Annotated in this window: 19 protein-coding genes; 15 read left to right on the forward strand and 4 right to left on the reverse strand. The window is 70.4% G+C overall.

The genetic code is table 11. The features are described 5' to 3' along the window. Together ACFWYW_RS10070 and ACFWYW_RS10075 are read right to left on the reverse strand one after the other, a co-directional pair. Positions 1–815, reverse strand: an 815-nt coding sequence (locus ACFWYW_RS10070) for an SLC13 family permease (protein ID WP_379640955.1), incomplete at its 3' end; no start/stop codon positions are given. Positions 816–1,041: 226 nt separating this feature from the next. Next, positions 1,042–1,584, reverse strand: coding sequence for a hypothetical protein (locus ACFWYW_RS10075; protein ID WP_379610817.1), 543 nt, complete (start codon positions 1,582–1,584; stop codon positions 1,042–1,044). 174 nt (positions 1,585–1,758) lie between these two features. Here ACFWYW_RS10075 and ACFWYW_RS10080 point away from each other — a divergent pair, with 174 nt between their 5' ends. The 12 genes from ACFWYW_RS10080 (at position 1,759) to ACFWYW_RS10135 (ending at position 12,104) form a co-directional block, all read left to right on the forward strand. Then, positions 1,759–3,276, forward strand: a complete 1,518-nt coding sequence (locus tag ACFWYW_RS10080; RefSeq protein ID WP_379610816.1) for a phage tail sheath family protein — start codon at positions 1,759–1,761, stop codon at positions 3,274–3,276. Positions 3,277–3,291: 15 nt separating this feature from the next. Next, entirely contained in the window at positions 3,292–3,735 is a 444-nt protein-coding gene (locus tag ACFWYW_RS10085; protein ID WP_379610815.1) for a phage tail protein, read from the forward strand. After that, a complete protein-coding gene (locus ACFWYW_RS10090; RefSeq protein WP_379610814.1) occupies positions 3,732–4,160 on the forward strand; it encodes a hypothetical protein in 429 nt (142 codons plus the stop codon). The genes ACFWYW_RS10085 and ACFWYW_RS10090 overlap by 4 nt, the downstream gene beginning before the upstream one ends. Then, entirely contained in the window at positions 4,157–4,303 is a 147-nt protein-coding gene (locus ACFWYW_RS10095) for a DUF6760 family protein (RefSeq protein WP_379610812.1), read from the forward strand. Before ACFWYW_RS10090 ends, ACFWYW_RS10095 begins: the two co-directional genes overlap by 4 nt. Positions 4,304–5,739: 1,436 nt before the next feature. Beyond that, positions 5,740–6,105, forward strand: coding sequence for a hypothetical protein (locus tag ACFWYW_RS10100; protein WP_379610811.1), 366 nt, complete (start codon positions 5,740–5,742; stop codon positions 6,103–6,105). Between the two features lie 10 nt (positions 6,106–6,115). After that, positions 6,116–6,553 (forward strand): phage tail protein, encoded by a 438-nt coding sequence (locus tag ACFWYW_RS10105; RefSeq protein WP_379610810.1) that lies wholly within the window; start codon positions 6,116–6,118, stop codon positions 6,551–6,553. Positions 6,554–6,555: 2 nt separating this feature from the next. Then, complete coding sequence (locus ACFWYW_RS10110; RefSeq protein WP_379610809.1) at positions 6,556–7,311, forward strand: hypothetical protein; 756 nt, start codon at positions 6,556–6,558, stop codon at positions 7,309–7,311. Next, positions 7,301–8,941, forward strand: a complete 1,641-nt coding sequence (locus tag ACFWYW_RS10115; protein WP_379610808.1) for a VgrG-related protein — start codon at positions 7,301–7,303, stop codon at positions 8,939–8,941. Before ACFWYW_RS10110 ends, ACFWYW_RS10115 begins: the two co-directional genes overlap by 11 nt. Further along, the gene (locus tag ACFWYW_RS10120) at positions 8,941–9,225 is read left to right on the forward strand and encodes a PAAR domain-containing protein (RefSeq protein ID WP_379610807.1); all 285 of its coding nucleotides are present in this window, start codon (positions 8,941–8,943) and stop codon (positions 9,223–9,225) included. The genes ACFWYW_RS10115 and ACFWYW_RS10120 overlap by 1 nt, the downstream gene beginning before the upstream one ends. After that, positions 9,222–9,635 (forward strand): GPW/gp25 family protein, encoded by a 414-nt coding sequence (locus ACFWYW_RS10125; protein ID WP_379610806.1) that lies wholly within the window; start codon positions 9,222–9,224, stop codon positions 9,633–9,635. Before ACFWYW_RS10120 ends, ACFWYW_RS10125 begins: the two co-directional genes overlap by 4 nt. Continuing rightward, positions 9,632–11,578, forward strand: coding sequence for a putative baseplate assembly protein (locus ACFWYW_RS10130; protein WP_379610805.1), 1,947 nt, complete (start codon positions 9,632–9,634; stop codon positions 11,576–11,578). Before ACFWYW_RS10125 ends, ACFWYW_RS10130 begins: the two co-directional genes overlap by 4 nt. Next, complete coding sequence (locus ACFWYW_RS10135; RefSeq protein WP_379610804.1) at positions 11,571–12,104, forward strand: phage tail protein I; 534 nt, start codon at positions 11,571–11,573, stop codon at positions 12,102–12,104. Before ACFWYW_RS10130 ends, ACFWYW_RS10135 begins: the two co-directional genes overlap by 8 nt. 9 nt (positions 12,105–12,113) lie before the next feature. Here the strand turns inward: ACFWYW_RS10135 and ACFWYW_RS10140 are convergent, their stop codons facing one another. Then, positions 12,114–12,380 carry a hypothetical protein gene (locus tag ACFWYW_RS10140; protein WP_379610803.1) on the reverse strand — a complete coding sequence of 89 codons (267 nt, stop codon included), beginning with the start codon at positions 12,378–12,380 and terminating at the stop codon, positions 12,114–12,116. Positions 12,381–12,396: 16 nt separating this feature from the next. Beyond that, positions 12,397–12,786 carry a hypothetical protein gene (locus ACFWYW_RS10145; protein WP_379610802.1) on the reverse strand — a complete coding sequence of 130 codons (390 nt, stop codon included), beginning with the start codon at positions 12,784–12,786 and terminating at the stop codon, positions 12,397–12,399. Positions 12,787–13,024: 238 nt separating this feature from the next. Here ACFWYW_RS10145 and ACFWYW_RS10150 point away from each other — a divergent pair, with 238 nt between their 5' ends. The 3 genes from ACFWYW_RS10150 to ACFWYW_RS10160 are packed head-to-tail and all read left to right on the forward strand — an operon-like array spanning position 13,025 to position 15,965. Next, positions 13,025–13,648 carry a LuxR C-terminal-related transcriptional regulator gene (locus tag ACFWYW_RS10150; protein WP_379610801.1) on the forward strand — a complete coding sequence of 208 codons (624 nt, stop codon included), beginning with the start codon at positions 13,025–13,027 and terminating at the stop codon, positions 13,646–13,648. Further along, entirely contained in the window at positions 13,645–14,247 is a 603-nt protein-coding gene (locus ACFWYW_RS10155) for a DUF4255 domain-containing protein (protein WP_379610800.1), read from the forward strand. Before ACFWYW_RS10150 ends, ACFWYW_RS10155 begins: the two co-directional genes overlap by 4 nt. After that, entirely contained in the window at positions 14,244–15,965 is a 1,722-nt protein-coding gene (locus tag ACFWYW_RS10160; protein ID WP_379610799.1) for a hypothetical protein, read from the forward strand. The genes ACFWYW_RS10155 and ACFWYW_RS10160 overlap by 4 nt, the downstream gene beginning before the upstream one ends. Positions 15,966–16,305: the final 340 nt, after the last annotated feature.

Below are 16,305 nucleotides of genomic sequence, written 5' to 3' on the forward strand. Positions count from 1 at the left end.
ACCAGGGAGAGCACGACGGCGACGGTGATGGCGGTGAACCCGACGTCGAGGCCGAAGAACAGGGCTCCTCCGGCCAGGACGACCAGGCCGGTGAGCGTCAGCAGGCGCTCCTTGTTCAGCACGACCACGCCGGCGGCCGGAGGGGCCATGACGGCGGTGCCGCCCGAGCCGCCTTCCGGCTCGTTCTCGACGACCGGCTCCCCGTTGCGCCGCAGCAGCTCACGGCCGCCGAACAGGAGGAAGACGACGGCGGACAGGGCGAGGTTGAAGGTGAAGGAGCTGATGAACAACATCCCGGGATCGCCGGGCAGGTTGTTGCGGGTGACGACGCCGTTGACGATGCTGCCGAAGATGCTGATGGGCGAGAAGCCGCCCGCGCTGGCCCCGTTGATGACCAGCAGGCCCATGAGCATGGGGTTGATGCGATAGCGCAGGGCGAAGCCCATGGCGACCGGGGCGATGATGGCGACGGCCGCGGGCACGACCGCGCCCACGGCCGTGAGCAACGCCGTGACCAGGAACATCATCCAGGGAATGAGCGCGATCTTGCCACGTACGAGGCGGACGGCGGCCTGCACCAGCCAGTCGACCGTCCCGTTGGCCTTGGCCATCGCGAACAGGTAGGTGACCCCGACGAGGATGACGAACAGGTCGCCGGGGAAGCCCGCGACGATGTCGTCCTTGCCTTCGCCGAGCACGAAGGCCCCGACCATGAAGGCGGCGACGAAGGCCAGGGCGCCCATGTGAACGGGCAGGACGGTGGCGACGAGGAACACTGCGGCGAGCACGATGATCGTGATGACTTGCACCGACATGCGGGGACTCCGGTTTTCCATGATGTGGAAACTTGTTTCCGCTTTGCGAGAGTATGACCCGGCTCACCATCCACGTCAAGACTTTTGCGTTCCTGGAAACCCGCATAGATTCCGCACAGCGGTAGAAATTTTCCGTATTGCGGATTTCTGGAGAAAGACGACGGCGGCACCGGTGAGCCAGACACCGATGCCGCCGTCGTCCCTGAGGCGTGGGAACTTCGCAGGCTCAGGAGATGCGCGTCGCCTTCTCCGCCGTTCTGCGGAACTTCGTGCCGTCCCATCTGTAGGTCTGGCTGACGACCAGATCGGGACAGCACCTGGGGGCCCGGTCGCTGATCACCTTGCCGCGCAGGTGTACGAGCCCGCCGCGGATCGAGACCTTCATGGACTTGAAGTAGCGGTTCTTGCCGAGCTGCCCGAGCAGGTGGGGCTTGGAGACTCCGTCGTACACGAAGGCGACCAAGGGGTTGCTCGACGTCGGGCTCGGGCACGACGAGACGACGACGGTCTCACGGCGTCGGTCACGGGTGAGGTCGCCCACGGCCGCGACGCGGGCGCGCACGACGTACCAGGCGGGTTTCGGCTTCGGCTTGGGACAGTTCAGCATCGGCTCCACCACGGACGCCCAGTCGACCCGGGTGGCGGCCGGTGCCGTCACGCCATCCGTGGTGGCCGCGTTGGCGACGCCTCCGCCCAGGACCATCGTCAGGGCGGCGGCGCCCGCCCATGCTCCGAAGCGACGGCCGATGTGCTCGGTAGATGAGGTCATAGTCACTCAGACGCGCGGAATCTTGAAGAGGTTGTTGATTTGCGCCGTCCATGAGGCCCGCGCACGCATGCCCGAAAGGCCGGTGCTCTCCGCCTCCATGGACGCCCGATGATGCTGCCACCGCGGCGGCGCAGTGGGGAGAACTCGACGTAGCCCTATCGCCGAGGAGGAGCGATGCCTGACTACAGGACGCCTGGCGTCTACATCGAAGCAGTCGACTCCGGTTCCAGGCCGATCGAGGGCGTGGGTACGGCTGTCGCCGCGTTCGTCGGCTTCGCGAGCGATGGACCGAGCGAGCCGACCCTGGTGACGAGCTGGACCCAGTACACGGGCCTGTTCGGTGAGTCCTTCGCGGGCGGCCTGCTCGCGCACGCCGTCTACGGGTTCTTCCTCAACGGCGGCAGCGCCTGCTATGTGGTCCGCATCGGCGGAGACGGCGCCGCCCCGACCCCCGCGCCACAGGCGATGCTCGGCTCCTTCCGCATCGTGGCCAAGGAACTGCCCGAGGGGGAGAGCGGGGACATCAGCGTCGAGGTGTCCGAGCTGCCCCAGGCCGAGGGTGAACAGTCGACGGAGGAAAGGTTCGCGATCAGGGTCAAGCGTGACGGCAAGGTCGAGGAGACCTTCGAGTTCCCGGCGAAGTCCGGTAAGGGCACGCTGGCGACGGCCGTCCGGCAGTCGAAGCTGATCAAGGTCGAGGAGGCCGACGCGGAGCTGGTCAAGCTGGAGCCGCAGGCGATCACGTTGAGGACGCCGCCCGCGCCTCCGGTGCTGCCCGCCGAGGTGGGCCCGGACATGTACATCGGGAACGAGGAGCAGCGCAGCGGCCTCAGCGGTCTCGCGGCGGTCGACGCGGTGACGATGATCGCGATACCCGACCTGATGGGCGCGTTCGAGCGGGGTGCCATCGATGCCGACGGCGTGAAGGTCGTGCAGGGCCAGCTCCACTCCCACTGCGACGCGATGAAGGACAGGATGGCGATCCTCGACGCGCCGCCGGGGCTGTCCGCGCAAAAGCTGCAGGAATGGCAGCTCGACCTCGGCCTGGACAGCATGTGGGCCACCCTCTATCACCCGTGGATCAAGGTCTTCGATCCGGAGACCAAGGGGGTGAGACTCATCCCGCCCAGTGGCCACATCGCGGGGGTCTGGGCGCGTAGCGACGCGACCCGCGGGGTGCACAAGGCGCCGGCCAACGAGGTGATCCATGGTGCCATCGCGCTGGAGTCGCAGCTCACCCTGGCGGAGCAGAACCAGATCGACCCGCCCCGCGTCAATTGCATCCGGGTCATGCCCGGCCGGGGGATCCGGGTGTGGGGAGCACGCACCCTCGCCCCCGCCGACTCGCCATGGAGGTACCTGAACGTCCGGCGCCTGTTCAACTACCTGCAGGAGTCGATTCTGGAAGGCACCCAGTGGGTGGTCTTCGAACCCAACGACGACGCCCTGTGGGCCAGGATCCGGCGTACCATCGCCGCCTTCCTCGTCATGGAGTGGCGCAGGGGCGCGCTGTTCGGGCTCACCCCGGACGAGGCCTTCTACGTCAAGTGCGATCGTGAGACCAACCCGGCGGAGAGCATCGACAAGGGCCTGGTCGTCTGCGAGATCGGTGTCGCACCGGTGAAACCGGCCGAGTTCGTCGTCTTCAGGCTGGCCCAGATGGCGAGCGGCACCAGCCTCGTCAGCGAATAACACAGGAGATCGCAGATGGCACTTCCCGACCTCGACACCGCGGTCGCCCACTCCTTCGGCCTGGAGGTGGACGGCATCGTCATCAAACAGATCAGCGAGGTGGCCGGGCTCAAGATGGAGCAGGACGTCATCGAGCTGCGCCAGAACACCGCCGACGGCAAGTACGTCGTCAAGAAGCTGCCCGGCCGCGTCAGAGCGGGCGAGGTGACGCTGGTACGCGGCCTGACCGCCGACAACAGCTTCGAGAAGTGGGCCAAAGAGGCGCAGTTCGGCCGGATGTCCAACGCCAGAAAAGGCGGCGCGATCATCGTCTACGACTACGAGAACAACCCCATCAAGCGCTACAAGCTGGTCAACGCCTGGCCGAAGAGCCTGGAGATCAGCGCCATGAAGGCGGGCGACACCAACGTGCTCACCGAGACCCTGGTCGTCACGTACGAGCAGATGGAGGTCGAGTGAGCATGTGGCGATCGACGGCCGTCGCCGACCCCGCGCCGCCCGCCGGAGAGGCGCCCCTGCGCACCGAGTTCCCCTTCCGGCTGCCCCGCGGATACCTCGACGCCTCCGGCACCCTCCACCGCGACGGGGTCATGCGCCTGGCCACCGCCCGCGACGAGCTCATCCCCCTGCGCGACGACCGGGTACGGGAGAACGCCGCCTACCTCACGGTCGTGCTCCTCGGGCGGGTGGTCACCCGCCTGGGCGGCATCGCCGACGTACACCCCGGGATCATCGAGAACCTCTTCGCCGCCGACCTCGCCTTCCTGCAGGACCTCTACCGCAGGGTCAACAGCGAGGGGCACGCGCGCGCGGACGTGGGCTGCCCGGCCTGCGGGCACGGGTTCACCGTCGACCTCTCGGGCAGCCGCCTGGGGGAATCGTGACCCACGCGCCGGACCGTCTCTACGGGGAGATCGCCTACGTCGCGTACCACTTCCACTGGCCGCTCGACGACATCCTGGACCTGGAGCACGCCGACCGCGAACGATTCGTCGCCCAGATCGCCGCCCTGGGCGCCCCCCGATGAGATGGCCCTGGCGCCGCACCCGCCGCCCGCAGCCATCAGCGCCCCCTTCCTGCGCCGACTGGCAGACCCTGCCCCCCATCCCCCTCTCCATCCCCCGGCACCCCGTGTTGCTCGACCCCGCACGCTTCGCGGCGGCGCTGGCATCCTGGCGCAACCCGTCCTTCCTGACCTTCCTCACCCACGAGCAGTCCACCGAAGCCCCCTCCGGCCTCGTCCACAACCTGGCCACCCCGATCCCGTTCCAAGGCCCCCGCACCACGCTGCCCACCGTGCCCGCCCCCAGCACACACCCCACCCCAACACCGACCACCCCCACCCCCACGCCCAGTTCACACCCCACCCCGACACCCACCACCCCCACGCCCAGCCCACACCCCACCCCGACACCCACCGAGCCCACGCCAGGCTCACACTCCACCCCGCCGCCCGACGAGCCCGCGCGCACCTCCATGCCTGGCACCCACTCCCCCGTGACAGGGCCCGCTCCATCGCCCGAGCTCGATCCGCGGCCCGCCGCACTCCCCGGCAGTCCGGCGCCCGTCGCCGAATCGCCCGCGAATGTGCCGCCTGCGCCGACCTCCCCGCTGACACCTTCCGTGGAGCCGACGCCCACGGCCTCGCACACGGCACCGGCCGTGAGCCCGCGTCCCGAACCCACGCCGCTCGCGCCACACCCACCGCTCGCACCACACCCACCGCTCGCACCACAGCCGCCGCTCGCACCGCAGCCCGAGCGGGCCACGTCACAACCCGCTGATCCCGTACGGCCGACGCCGCCTGTCACCCCCGAAGGTGAGCCACCTCCCCCGGGCCACATCCCCAAGCCCACCACCCACGAGCCCAGCACCGCCGAGCCCACCACCCACGAGGCCACCACCCACGAGGCCACACCCAGCGCGCCCGCGGTACCCACCGCATGGGCTGACCCCGCCGTGAGCACGCCCGATGGCGGCCTCCGCCCCCCGGTCATGCCGCGACCAGCGGGCCATGCCCCTCCGTCTCGCCCGCTGGGTCTGGGCGAACCACTCCCAGCCCATCCCCTCCCACCTGCCCCGGAGCAGGCCACGACGACCAGCGAGCCACGAACACCGGACCAAGGGACCACCCCCGAGCCCCCCGGCGAGCACGCCCCCGCGCGCCAAGACTTCGCCATGCACCAGCGTTCCGCCACACCCCGGGACTCGGCCACGCTCGGCTCTCCATCGGCGCCGCACGCACGGGGTTCCTTCCCGCCGGGCCTCTCCGCCGATCCCAGGATCTTGCGTGGCGGCGGCACAGAGAGGGACAGCGACGTGCGGCGGGCACCAGGAGACCTCCCGCCCCCTCCGGCCAGAGCCCAGCTCCCCGCGCACGAGCCGACACACAGGGAACCGGCCGCCACGACACCGCCCGGCGTATCAACGGGAGTGCGGCCACCGGGCCCGGAGGGTGCACGGGTGCGGGGGAACGAGGCGCCTGCCGGGCACGCGCACGGCGCGGAGGCGCGGGCCGTTCAAACGTCGCGGGCCGTTCAAACGGCGCGAGCCGAGTGGGAGCCCTGGGGCGGGGCGCGGGCCGTACCGGAAGAAGTCCAGACGCGGGCCGTACCAGAAGAAGTGCAGGGGACGCGGGACGGGGAGGAGCGGTCGGCGGTGCGGGAAGCGGGGAAGGCGGGCGCGCGGCGGGCGGAGAGCGGCGAGGAGGGGCCGATGAAGGTGGAAGAGCTGGTGGAGACGGTCTATGAGCTGCTGGTACGCAGGTTGAGGGCCGACTCGCGGCTGGATCGGGAGCGGCGGGGGCTGTCCATGGGCTCGCGGTTCTGAGGGGGCGGAGATGGCGGAGGAGGAGATCGCGGTCGCGGTGTGCTACGTGCTCAAGATCGACGGCCATGATCTGGGAACGTTCGACAGCTGCGACGGGCTCGGCTGCGAGGTGGAGATGGAGGAGCGCGAGGAGGGCGGCAACAACGGATATGTCTGGCAGCTACCGACCCGGGTGCGGTTCTCCAATGTGCGGCTGTCCAGGCCGGTCACCGCGGCCAGCAAGGACGTCACCCGATGGTTCGCGGGGACGGTGCACGGCGTGGCGCGCAGGACGGCGACGATCGAGGCGCGCACGCTCGCGGGCGAGCTGATCACGAGCTGGGGGCTGCGGGACGTCGTTCCGGTCAGGTGGACGGGGCCGCGGTTCGACGCCGGGACGCCCAGGGCCGCCATGGAGACGGTCGAGCTGGCCCATCACGGGTTTTTCGGACCGGGCTGGGGAGGCTGACGGTGTCCACGCCTGTCGCGTTCGAGGCTTCCGCGCCGTCCGGGATCGCCGCCCAGGGCCCGCCGCCCAGCCTGGAACGGGCCTATCTGGAGCTCCTTCATCCGCCGAGCGGCGGCTTCGGCAAGCCGGGCACCCGCTACGACACCATCGGCTTCCAGTTCAATCCGAACGAGCTGTCGTTCACCAAGGCCGCGCGGTGGCGGCGCAGCCCCCAGCGCAACACCAGGAAGAGCGGCGTGCCGCAGTTCCAGGGCCCGGAGCCGTGCAAGCTGACGCTGGAGATGTTCTTCGACGCGAGCGACACCATGGACGACAAGGTCGTCAAGGCGGTGGAGAAGCTGTTCACCTGCGTGGTTCCCACGGACAGGACGCTGGCCAACGCCCAGTCGTGCCCGCCGTGGGTGGTGCTGCGGTGGGGGTTGCTGAACGGTTTCACCGCGTTCGTGAGCGACGTGGCGGCGAGGTTCACCCTGTTCACCCCAGGTGGCCTGCCGATCAGGGCGGTCTGCTCGGTGACGATGGAGGAGGTCGCCGGGGTCCCGTCGAAGCAGAATCCGACCTCGGGCGCGCTGGGCGCGGTCGAGGTGCACGTGGTGGTGGCCGGGGAGACCCTGGCGGCGGTGGCCTACCGCGCGTACGGCGACCCCGCCCTCTGGCGGGCCGTCGCCGAGGCCAACGACGTCGACGACCCGTTGCGGCTGCGGCCCGGCACGCGGCTGCTGCTCCCGACGATCGAGGAGCTGACCAGTGGCCGCTGAGCTGTTCACCGGCGGCCTCGTGGTGGACGTCGAGGGCGCTCCCCTGCCGGAGGACGTCGCGGAGCGCCTCGTGTCGGGATATGTCGAGGACAGCGGGCATCTTCCCGACGTGTTCGTGCTGCGCTTCCGTGACGACGCCAACGTGGTGCTGAGCAAGGGCGGCTTCGCCATCGGCGCCAAGGTACGGCTGCGCGTCCAGACCTCCGATCCCGGCGGCCCCCGCCTCCTGATGAGCGGTGAGATCACCTCGGTGGCCCTCGACCTGGCCGCGGACGGGGCCTTCGCCGAGGTCCGGGGGATGGACGAGGCGCACCGGCTCATGCGCGGACGGCGAGTCGCCGTATATCCGGACATGACGGTGGCGGACATCGTGCGCAAGGTGGCCCGGCGAGCGGGCCTGCGGCCGGGCGAGATCGACCCGCTGCCGGGTGTCGGCGGCCGCCCCGACACGCAGATCAACCAGGACGGGATCAGCGACTGGGAGTTCCTGTGCCGGTTGGCCCGCCGTACCGGGGCCAGAGTGCGCGTCACCGACGGGAAGCTGTCGTTCCTGCGGCCCAGACCGCCCGCCGGGGCGGCGGCGGTCACCGTGGCGGCGGGCGGCGCCCTGCTGTCGCTCCGCGCCACCGTCACGGCGGGCGGGCAGGTGCCGGAGGTCGAAGTGCGGGGCTGGGACGCCGAGAACAAGCAGGAGGTCGCCGCCGTGGCCGCCCCCCGCGCGACCGAGGCGGAGGTGCCCGGCGCCGACCCGGTCGCGCTGGGCAGGCGGTTCGGGGCGCCGTCGTTGATGGCCGGCGACAGCACGTACCGCACGCAGGCCGAAGTGAGCGCGGCGGCCGACGCGCTGGCCGCGGAGCTGGGCGGCGGCGCGGCCGAGCTGGAGGGCGTGGTCAGGGGGGATCCGGCGCTGCGGGCTGGCGCCCTGGTGGCGCTGGCCAACGTCGGCGCGCCCTTCGAGGGAAAGTACACGCTGTCGACGACCCGGCACACGTTCTCCGAGGTCACCGGCTACACCACCGCCTTCGCCGTGTCGGCCGGACCCTCTCCGGGCCCCGCGCCGTCCGGCGGCACGGGACTGGTGCCCGCGATCGTGAGCGACGTACACGACCCGGCGGGCCGGGGCAGGCTGCGGCTGAGCATGCCGTGGCTGGCCGACGGATACACCAGTGGCTGGGCCAGGGTGATCACGGCCGGTGCGGGGAGCGAGCGCGGAGCGGTGCTGCCCGCGGAGGTCGGCGACGAGGTGCTGGTCGGCTTCGAGAACGGCGACTTCGACCACCCGTACGTGCTCGGCGGGCTCTACAACGGCCAGGACGCGCCCCCCGGCCTGTCCACCTCGGTGATCGACGGCGTCAGCGGGGAGGTGAACGTCCGCGCCCTGGTCTCCCGGGCCGGCCACCGGCTGGAGCTCGTCGACTCGGTCACCGACGGCAGCGGAGTCCTGCTCGCCTCCGGTGACGAGCGGCTGACCGTACGGCTGGACGCGCTCACCGGCATGGTCGCGATCAAGGGGGCCAACGGCGTCGCCATCGACGCGGGCAACGGGCCGCTGGAGCTCAAGGGCGCCCGCGTCACCATGAGCGGCCTGGCCGACGTGGAGATCAGAGGCACCCAGGTGAGGATCAACTGATGGGGTTCGCGGCACGGGTGGGCGACCCGACGGATCATCCCGGCGTCATCACCGGGCCCGGTGTGCCGACCGTGCTCATCGGCGGGATGCCGGCGGCGACGGTCACCGCGATGCACGCCTGCTCCTTCCCCTCCCCCACCACGCCGCACCCGCCGACGCCCATCGTGGGGCCCGGCAGCGTGAGCGTGCTCATCGGCGGGCTGCCCGCCGTACGCGTGGGCGACCGTGCCGGATGCGGCGCCATGATCCTCGTCGGCTGCCCGACGGTGACGATCGGCGGATGACCATGAGCAGAGACTTCATCGGGTCGGGCTGGGCCTTCCCCATCGCGGTGGACCGCACCGGATCGATCGCGCTCGTCGCGGCGGAGCGGGAGGTCGCGGAGAGCATCCGCCTCATCCTCGGCACCTCTCCCGGCGAGCGGCCGATGCGCCCAGAATTCGGCTGCGCGATCCACGACCTGGTGTTCGCGCCCGCCAACGCGGGCACGGCGGGACTCATCTCCTATGAGGTACGGCGGGCGATCGAACGCTGGGAACCCCGAGTCGCCCTCCACGACGTCCAGGTGGGCTTCGGCCGCGTGGACGAAGGGATCCTGCTCATCGACATCCGCTACACGATTCGCGGCGACAACGACCCGCGCAACCTCGTCTTTCCCTTTTACGTCATCCCGCCGCACGAAGGAGCACGATGACGCTGCCCGCTCCCAACCTCGACGACCGGAGCTTCCAGGACCTCGTGGACGAGGCCAAACGCCTCGTCCAGGAGCGCTGCCCGGACTGGACGGACCACAACGTCTCCGATCCGGGCATCACGCTCATCGAGGCGTTCGCGTTCATGGTCGACCAGCTGCTCTACCGCCTGAATCGGGTCACCGACCTGCACTACCTCCGTTATCTGGACCTCATCGGCGTACAGCGGTTTCCACCGGCACCGGCGCGGTGCGACCTCACGTTCACGCTGTCGGCGTCCAGGGAGCACACAGTCACGGTTCCCAAGAGCACGCAGGTGGCGAGCAAGACCCATGGGGCGCAGGCGGAGGAGCCCATCGTCTTCACGACGGCGGACGACCTGCTGATCCTCCCGTGCTCGCTCACCCGCCTCTCCACCGGAACCGTCGGATCGGCTCCGGTGAACCAGAGCGACACGCTCGCTGAGGGGACGGGTGTGGACTGCTTCTCCCGCTCACCCCGCCAGGGCGACGCGGTGTACTTCGGGCTCTCGAACGCCGTGCCCGGATGCGTGGTCGGCCTCACGTTCTCCTGCGCGCTCGCGGGGCCGGGAATCGATCCCCGCGATCCGCCTCTCGAATGGCAGTACTGGGACGGGGAGGCCAAGGACTGGGTGTCCTGCGAAGTGGGCCGGGACACCACGGGCGGGCTCACCCAGGACGGCGAGGTGGAGGTGCACGTGCCGGGCGGCCACGCGGCTTCGGTGGTGGGCGAGCAGCGGGCGGGCTGGCTCCGGTGCCGCGTGGTCGAGGCGAGGGACGGCCGGCCGTCGTACACCGCCTCGCCGCGCATCACGGCGGTGCGCGCGCGGACCGTCGGCGGGACGGTCGCGGCGTTTCACGCCGACATCGTGGCGGACGAGATCGTCGGCGTGGCGGAGGGAGTTCCCGGGCAGCGGCTCACCGTGCAGCGCCCGCCCATCCTCGCCGACGAGCCGATGGTGGTGCGGGTGCACGCGCGTGACGGCACTCAGGAGTGGAACGAGGTGAGTTCCTTCGCCCCGTCGGGACCCGCCGACCGGCACATCATGGTGGACCGGGCGGCGGGCCAGATCGTCTTCGGGCCCGCGGTGCGGCAGAAGGACGGCTCGCTGCTCCGGTACGGCGACGTGCCGGAGAAGGGCGCCTTCATCCAGGTGCCGTACTACCTGACCGGCGGCGGCTCTCGCGGCAACGTGGCGCGCGGCATGCTGGACGTCCAGCGCGAGCCGGTGCCGTTCGTGACGTCGGTCGTCAACCGCAAGCCCGCCATCGGCGGTGTGGACGGCGAGTCGGTGGCCAACGCCGCCGCTCGAGGCCCGCTGCAACTGCGCATCAGGGACCGCGCCGTCACCGCCGAGGACTACGAGGAACTCGCGCGGGAGGCGGCACCGGAAGCGGCGCGGATCAGGTGCGTGCCCGGGCAGGATCAAGGGGTCCGGGTGCTGGTGGTACCCCGGGTGGAGCCGACGAACATGAGCTTCGAGCACCTCCAGCCCTCCAAGGAACTGGTCGGGAAGATCGGGCGGCATCTGGACCGACGGCGCTGCCTGGGTGCCCGCGTGCTCGTCGAGCCGCCCTTCTACCAGGGCGTCACCGTCGTGGCCAGGCTGAAGGGCAGGTCGGGCTCGAACATCGAGGCGGTGCGCGCCCAGGCCGTGTCCGCCCTCGACGCCTACCTCAATCCGATCATCGGCGGTCAGTTCGGCGCCGGCTGGCCGTTCGGCCGTATGGTGCAGTCGGGGGACGTGCACGCCGTCCTCCAGCGGGTCTCGGGCGTCGAACTCGTCGAGGACATCCAGCTGTTCGAGGCCGACCCGGTCACCGGGGACCGCGGCGAGCCCACCCAGCGCATCGTCCTGGAACCGGACGCCCTCGTCTTCTCCTACCGCCACCAGATCAGAGTGAGGAAACCGAGCGATGCGTAAAGCGGTCGGCCACCTGGCGAGTGCCCACCCCATGGGCGAGCAGCTACCGGCCATCTTCGCCGAAGGCATGGCCCAGGACCTGACGCAGGCGCTGGACGAGGTGCTCGCCCCCATCCTCACGACGCTCGACTGCCTGGACAGCTACCTCGACCCCGCCCTCACGCCCACGGACATGCTCCCGTGGCTGGCGGGCTGGGTCGCGATCGGCTTCGGCGAGCAGATGACCGAGGAACAGCGGCGCGCGCTCGTGGCCGACGCCGTGTCACTGCACCGGGGCCGCGGCACCCTGGACGCGCTGACCAGGCTGGTGAAGACCCTCACCGGCATCGACGCGCGGGTCACCGACTCGGGCGGCGTCGGCTGGTCCACCCGGCCGGGCGGCTACCTGCCCGGCACGGACGAGGCGGTGGTCACCATCCACCTGCCCGACGAGACGGTGGTCGACCGTCAATGGCTCCAGGACGTGCTCGAACTGGGCGTACCCGCGCACATCAGCGTCCGCATCACCATACTCAACCCGCCATGACGGGAAACTTCACGGGCAGGCGTTATGCGTCCAGGTGCACATCCCCGGTGGATAGCGCCGCTGAACCAATATGGCGTTGATGTTGGCCACGAAGTTGTCCATGATCGTCGCGACGTCTTCCGGCGAAGGCGCGGCGACCTTGAGAGAGCGCCAGGAACGCCCGTTGAACCGCACGCAGACGTCGAATACCGGAAGTTCGGTGACGTCCGCCCCCGCTTCCGGGAGTTGCTGAGGAAGTTCCAGATCGGGGAGGGTCTCCAGGTCCGGTTCTGTCATGTTCTTTTCCTTACCGTCAGAGGGTGAAGACGCGGATGCCGACTCGCGTGCCGCTCGAGTCGGTGTTGTGAACCAGGGAAATGGCGTAGTCGCAGTCACCCGTGGGTGAGACTCCGTCGGCCCGCACCGGGAAGCCGCTGAACTCCACCCAGCCGACGCTGCTGTCGCCTTCCTGCCAGGTCAGGGAGGCCTCCCCGAGGAAGCGTCCGCTGCCCTCCGGATCGGAGACCACGAACGTGCAGGTGTTGCCGTCGCCCCTGTCGTTCTCGGCGGAGATCTGAACCGTCAGCGGAACACCGGGCGTGGCCAGTGCCTTCCCCGACACGGGAAATCCGTTGCTGACGTTGAACGAGCTGCCCAGCCCCGAGGATGTGGTGTCGTTGATGGAGCGCACCGACACATTCATGGTGGTTCCGACGCTCAGTGTCGCCATTTTCGGCCCCCGTCGAATTCGTGTGAGTCAGATTGGACGATAGGTTCCGCTCCCGCGAAGAACCAAAGACACCCAGACGATCATGCGGTAAAGGTTTGTTGGCCGAACTCTGGTGACGCCCAGGGCGCTGCGGACACCTTCGGAATGCTGGATATGCGATTTTCGTAGGTATCCGCCTTGCCCGATCGAGCGGGCGCCGAATGGAGATCGGATGGAGCGTATCCAGGTGGTCGTGCGCGCCCACGACCCAATCTCCCGTGCCGGGGTGCTGAGCCAGCTCAGGCAGCGGCCCGAGGTTGAGATCTTGGAGACGGAACGCCCGGAGAACGCACACGTCGCGCTGGTCGTCGCCGACTCCGTGTGCCAGGAGACGCTGGGCGTCCTGCGCACCCTGCGCTGCCACGGCGACCTCCGGCTGGTGGTCGTCGCCGGGACCGTGGACGACTCCGGGCTGCTCGCCATCGTGGAGATCGGGGTGTCCGGCGTCGTACGGCGGGCCGAGGCGAGCCCGGAACGACTCGTCTCCGTGATCCGCTCGGCCACCACCGGCGGGGGCGCCATGCCGCCCGATCTCCTCGGCAGGCTGCTCGCCCAGGTCAGCCGGGTTCAGGGCGACCTGCTCACCCCACGTGGACTGAACTTCTCCGGCCTGGCCGAGCGCGAGGTTCAGGTGCTGCGCCTCATCGCCGAGGGGTACGACACCGCGGAGGTCGCCGCCGAGCTGGCGTACTCGCAACGGACGGTGAAGACCGTCCTGCACGACATCACCACCAGGCTCCACCTCCGCAACCGCGCGCACGCGGTCGCCTACGCCCTGCGCAACGGGCTGCTGTGAGCGGGCAGGACGGTGTGATCGGCGAAGCCGACGAGGCGCTGCGCGAGCTGATCCGCCGGGGAGCGCCGTCCCGCTCCAAGACCGAGGTTCTCCTCAGCGCGCCCGGCCCGGAACCGTCGGCCGAGGGCGAGGCCCCCGCGGTGCACCTGCGCCTCTATGACATCCGCGAGGATCTGGGCAAGCGGCGGCAGGGCATGATCAACGAAACGAACGCCGACGGCGCGGTCACCGCGAGGCACCGCCCTCCCCGGTACGTCAGCCTCTCGTACGCGGTGACGGCCCGCGCGCCGGAGCCGGAGGAGGAGCACCGGCTCCTGGGCACGATCCTGCGCGTGCTCCTCACCCACGACACCATCCCGGCCGACCACCTGACGGGCTCGCTGGCGGAGCTCGGGCTCCCGGTCACGCTGGTGGCCGCCCATCCGCCGCAGGAGGACCGTGCTTTCGTGGCCGCCTCGGCCGCGGGGGCGCGGCCGTTCGTCAACGTCGTGATCAGCGCTCCGATCAAGCCGGAGACACCCGGGCCCGTCGCGCCGCCGGTACGCGGGCCGCTCGGGGTACGCGCGGAAGAACGCCACGGCACCGAAGGACTGGGATGAGCATCACCTGCACGAACTGTGGCGACGTCAACCCGGACCGCACCAGGTTCTGCGTCCAGTGCGGCGAGTACCTGGCCTGGGACAAGCACGGCGGCGAGCCGGAGGACAACCGGTTGCCTCAGCCCGCCGAGCCGCGCCCGCCCGAGCAGCACGCGGAACTCGTCGCCGCGTTGTCCGAACGATCGGTACCCGTCACGCCCGGCGAGCAGGCGTCCACGACCGTGACCGTGCGCAACAGGGGCACCAGGGTCGAGCGGGTCAGCGTCGGCGTCAAGGGGGACGCGGCCGCGTTCGCGACCGTCGAGCCCGACGAGCTCGTGGTCCCGCCCGCGGGCGCGGCCACCTCCACGATCGTCTTCGGCCCGCCGCGGTCCTCGTCCGTCGCCGCGGGTACGACGGAGTTCACCGTGCTGGCCCGCTCCCTGGTCACCAGGGGCGTCTACGCGATCGCGGAAGGCACGTGCGAGGTCGGCGGCTTCGACGATCTGAGAGTCGACCTGACTCCCGGGATCTCACGGGGCCGGTGGGCGACCCGCCACTCGATCACCTTCGACAGCCGCGGCAACCTGCCCCACCGGGCCCGGCTGCGCGCCGCCGACGAGGAGGAGGCGCTGGGCTTCCGGATGCCGGTGACCAACCTGCTGATCGACGCCGGCCGTACCGTGGTGCCACTGCGTGTGTCCGCGCGCCCGCCCTTCACCGGGAAGCCGGCGGAGATCCCCTTCTCCGTGACGGCGAGCCTGGACGACGGCGAGAAGTCGTTCCGGGTCGACGGCACCCGGGTGGTGCTGCCGCTGATCCCGCCATGGGCGCTGAAGACCCTGGTCGTGGTCCTCGGCCTGGTCCTCATCGCCGTCGCCGCGGTCGTCGTGATCAACGCGTGGCGGCCGGAGCCGGAATCGAGGCCGGCGCTCACCGCCCAGGGGCCGTACGCCGCCGGAGTCGGCACGCTCACCGACGGGTACGCGTCGGTCGCGGTGAACGGGCTGTCCGACCAGGCGAAGATCTTCGTCACCTCCGACCTGTCCAGGCTCGGCGAGAAGGCGGCCAATCTCGGCCAGCCGCGCACCCGCGCGGAACTGCCCACCGGATCCCTCGGCGTGACCGGCCGCGATGGCGGCTCCTTCTCGGTTCAGCCGATCGACGGGGAGAGCGTGGAGGGCATGGCCTTCGACTACCTCGTCGTGAAGCAGCCCAGCGGAAACCTCGGCGGCATGCCGTTCGAGGCTGGTTCCGGGTCGCTCCCTGAGGGGGAGACCAGCGTGGACGTGCCTGCGGGCGCGGCCACGAGCGACTCGGTGATCCTGCTGACCGTGGAGCTGGACGGGCCGGCGGACCAAGCGATCACGGGACTCAAGGTGGACGCCAAGAACGACGGCGCCTTCACGGTCGCCACCCTCGACCTGTCGCCGGCGCCCGTGGACGTCGGGTTCAACTGGGTCGTCATCGACTCCGGCGACCCCGCGCTGGCCGGGGTGAGCTCGACGGACGCCGTGAGCGGCAGCGGGGACCCGGTGCGCATCAGTTCGCCTCTCGCGGACGGTTCCGGGGTCATCCTGCTCACCACGGACGCCGCGCACCGGGGGCTGGCCGGTGTCGCCATGTCGGGAGTATGCGTGGGTGGCCAGGGTGACGGCGCGTTCACGGTGGAGTGGTTCTCCGATCGGATCACCGTCCTGCCCACGGACTTCGACTACCTGATCGTCCAGAAGAAGTGACCACGCGCGTCCGTGCGTCCTGAAGGGCGGTGAACTCCGCCCTCGGGGCCGCCTGATGTGCGCTGTCCACGTCCGCTGCCCGGGTGACAGCCTCCTGTTGACGACTGTTTTCGGGGGGTATGAGGCCATGAATCCGAGAATGCGACTAGCGTCCGTTTTTGCAGCCGTTTGTGCGATCCTGGCCGGCGCGCCACCGGCCGCCTCGACGGTGCTCTCCTCTCCGGCCCCGGCACCCGACGCGACCCCGGACGCCGAGCCCGAGGCGCCGGAGGTCGAGCCCCACCCGGAACCGGACACGACTCCCAGCCCGGAACCGGACACGACCCCCAGCCCGGAGCCA

The organism is Nonomuraea sp. NPDC059023 (assembly GCF_042740095.1).
In the GTDB taxonomy this organism is placed as follows: Bacteria; Actinomycetota; Actinomycetes; order Streptosporangiales; family Streptosporangiaceae; genus Nonomuraea.

Excerpts from the sequence above, each read along its gene's own strand:
- ACFWYW_RS10125 (WP_379610806.1), top strand. The coding sequence starts at position 9,222 with ATGACCATGAGCAGAGACTTCATCGGGTCGGGCTGGGCCTTCCCCATC.
- ACFWYW_RS10160 (WP_379610799.1), top strand. The coding sequence starts at position 14,244 with ATGAGCATCACCTGCACGAACTGTGGCGACGTCAACCCGGACCGCACC.
- ACFWYW_RS10135 (WP_379610804.1), top strand. The coding sequence starts at position 11,571 with ATGCGTAAAGCGGTCGGCCACCTGGCGAGTGCCCACCCCATGGGCGAG.
- ACFWYW_RS10105 (WP_379610810.1), top strand. The coding sequence starts at position 6,116 with ATGGCGGAGGAGGAGATCGCGGTCGCGGTGTGCTACGTGCTCAAGATC.
- ACFWYW_RS10145 (WP_379610802.1), bottom strand. The coding sequence starts at position 12,786 with ATGAATGTGTCGGTGCGCTCCATCAACGACACCACATCCTCGGGGCTG.
- ACFWYW_RS10130 (WP_379610805.1), top strand. The coding sequence starts at position 9,632 with ATGACGCTGCCCGCTCCCAACCTCGACGACCGGAGCTTCCAGGACCTC.
- ACFWYW_RS10085 (WP_379610815.1), top strand. The coding sequence starts at position 3,292 with ATGGCACTTCCCGACCTCGACACCGCGGTCGCCCACTCCTTCGGCCTG.
- ACFWYW_RS10150 (WP_379610801.1), top strand. The coding sequence starts at position 13,025 with ATGGAGCGTATCCAGGTGGTCGTGCGCGCCCACGACCCAATCTCCCGT.
- ACFWYW_RS10120 (WP_379610807.1), top strand. The coding sequence starts at position 8,941 with ATGGGGTTCGCGGCACGGGTGGGCGACCCGACGGATCATCCCGGCGTC.
- ACFWYW_RS10075 (WP_379610817.1), bottom strand. The coding sequence starts at position 1,584 with ATGACCTCATCTACCGAGCACATCGGCCGTCGCTTCGGAGCATGGGCG.
- ACFWYW_RS10080 (WP_379610816.1), top strand. The coding sequence starts at position 1,759 with ATGCCTGACTACAGGACGCCTGGCGTCTACATCGAAGCAGTCGACTCC.
- ACFWYW_RS10140 (WP_379610803.1), bottom strand. The coding sequence starts at position 12,380 with ATGACAGAACCGGACCTGGAGACCCTCCCCGATCTGGAACTTCCTCAG.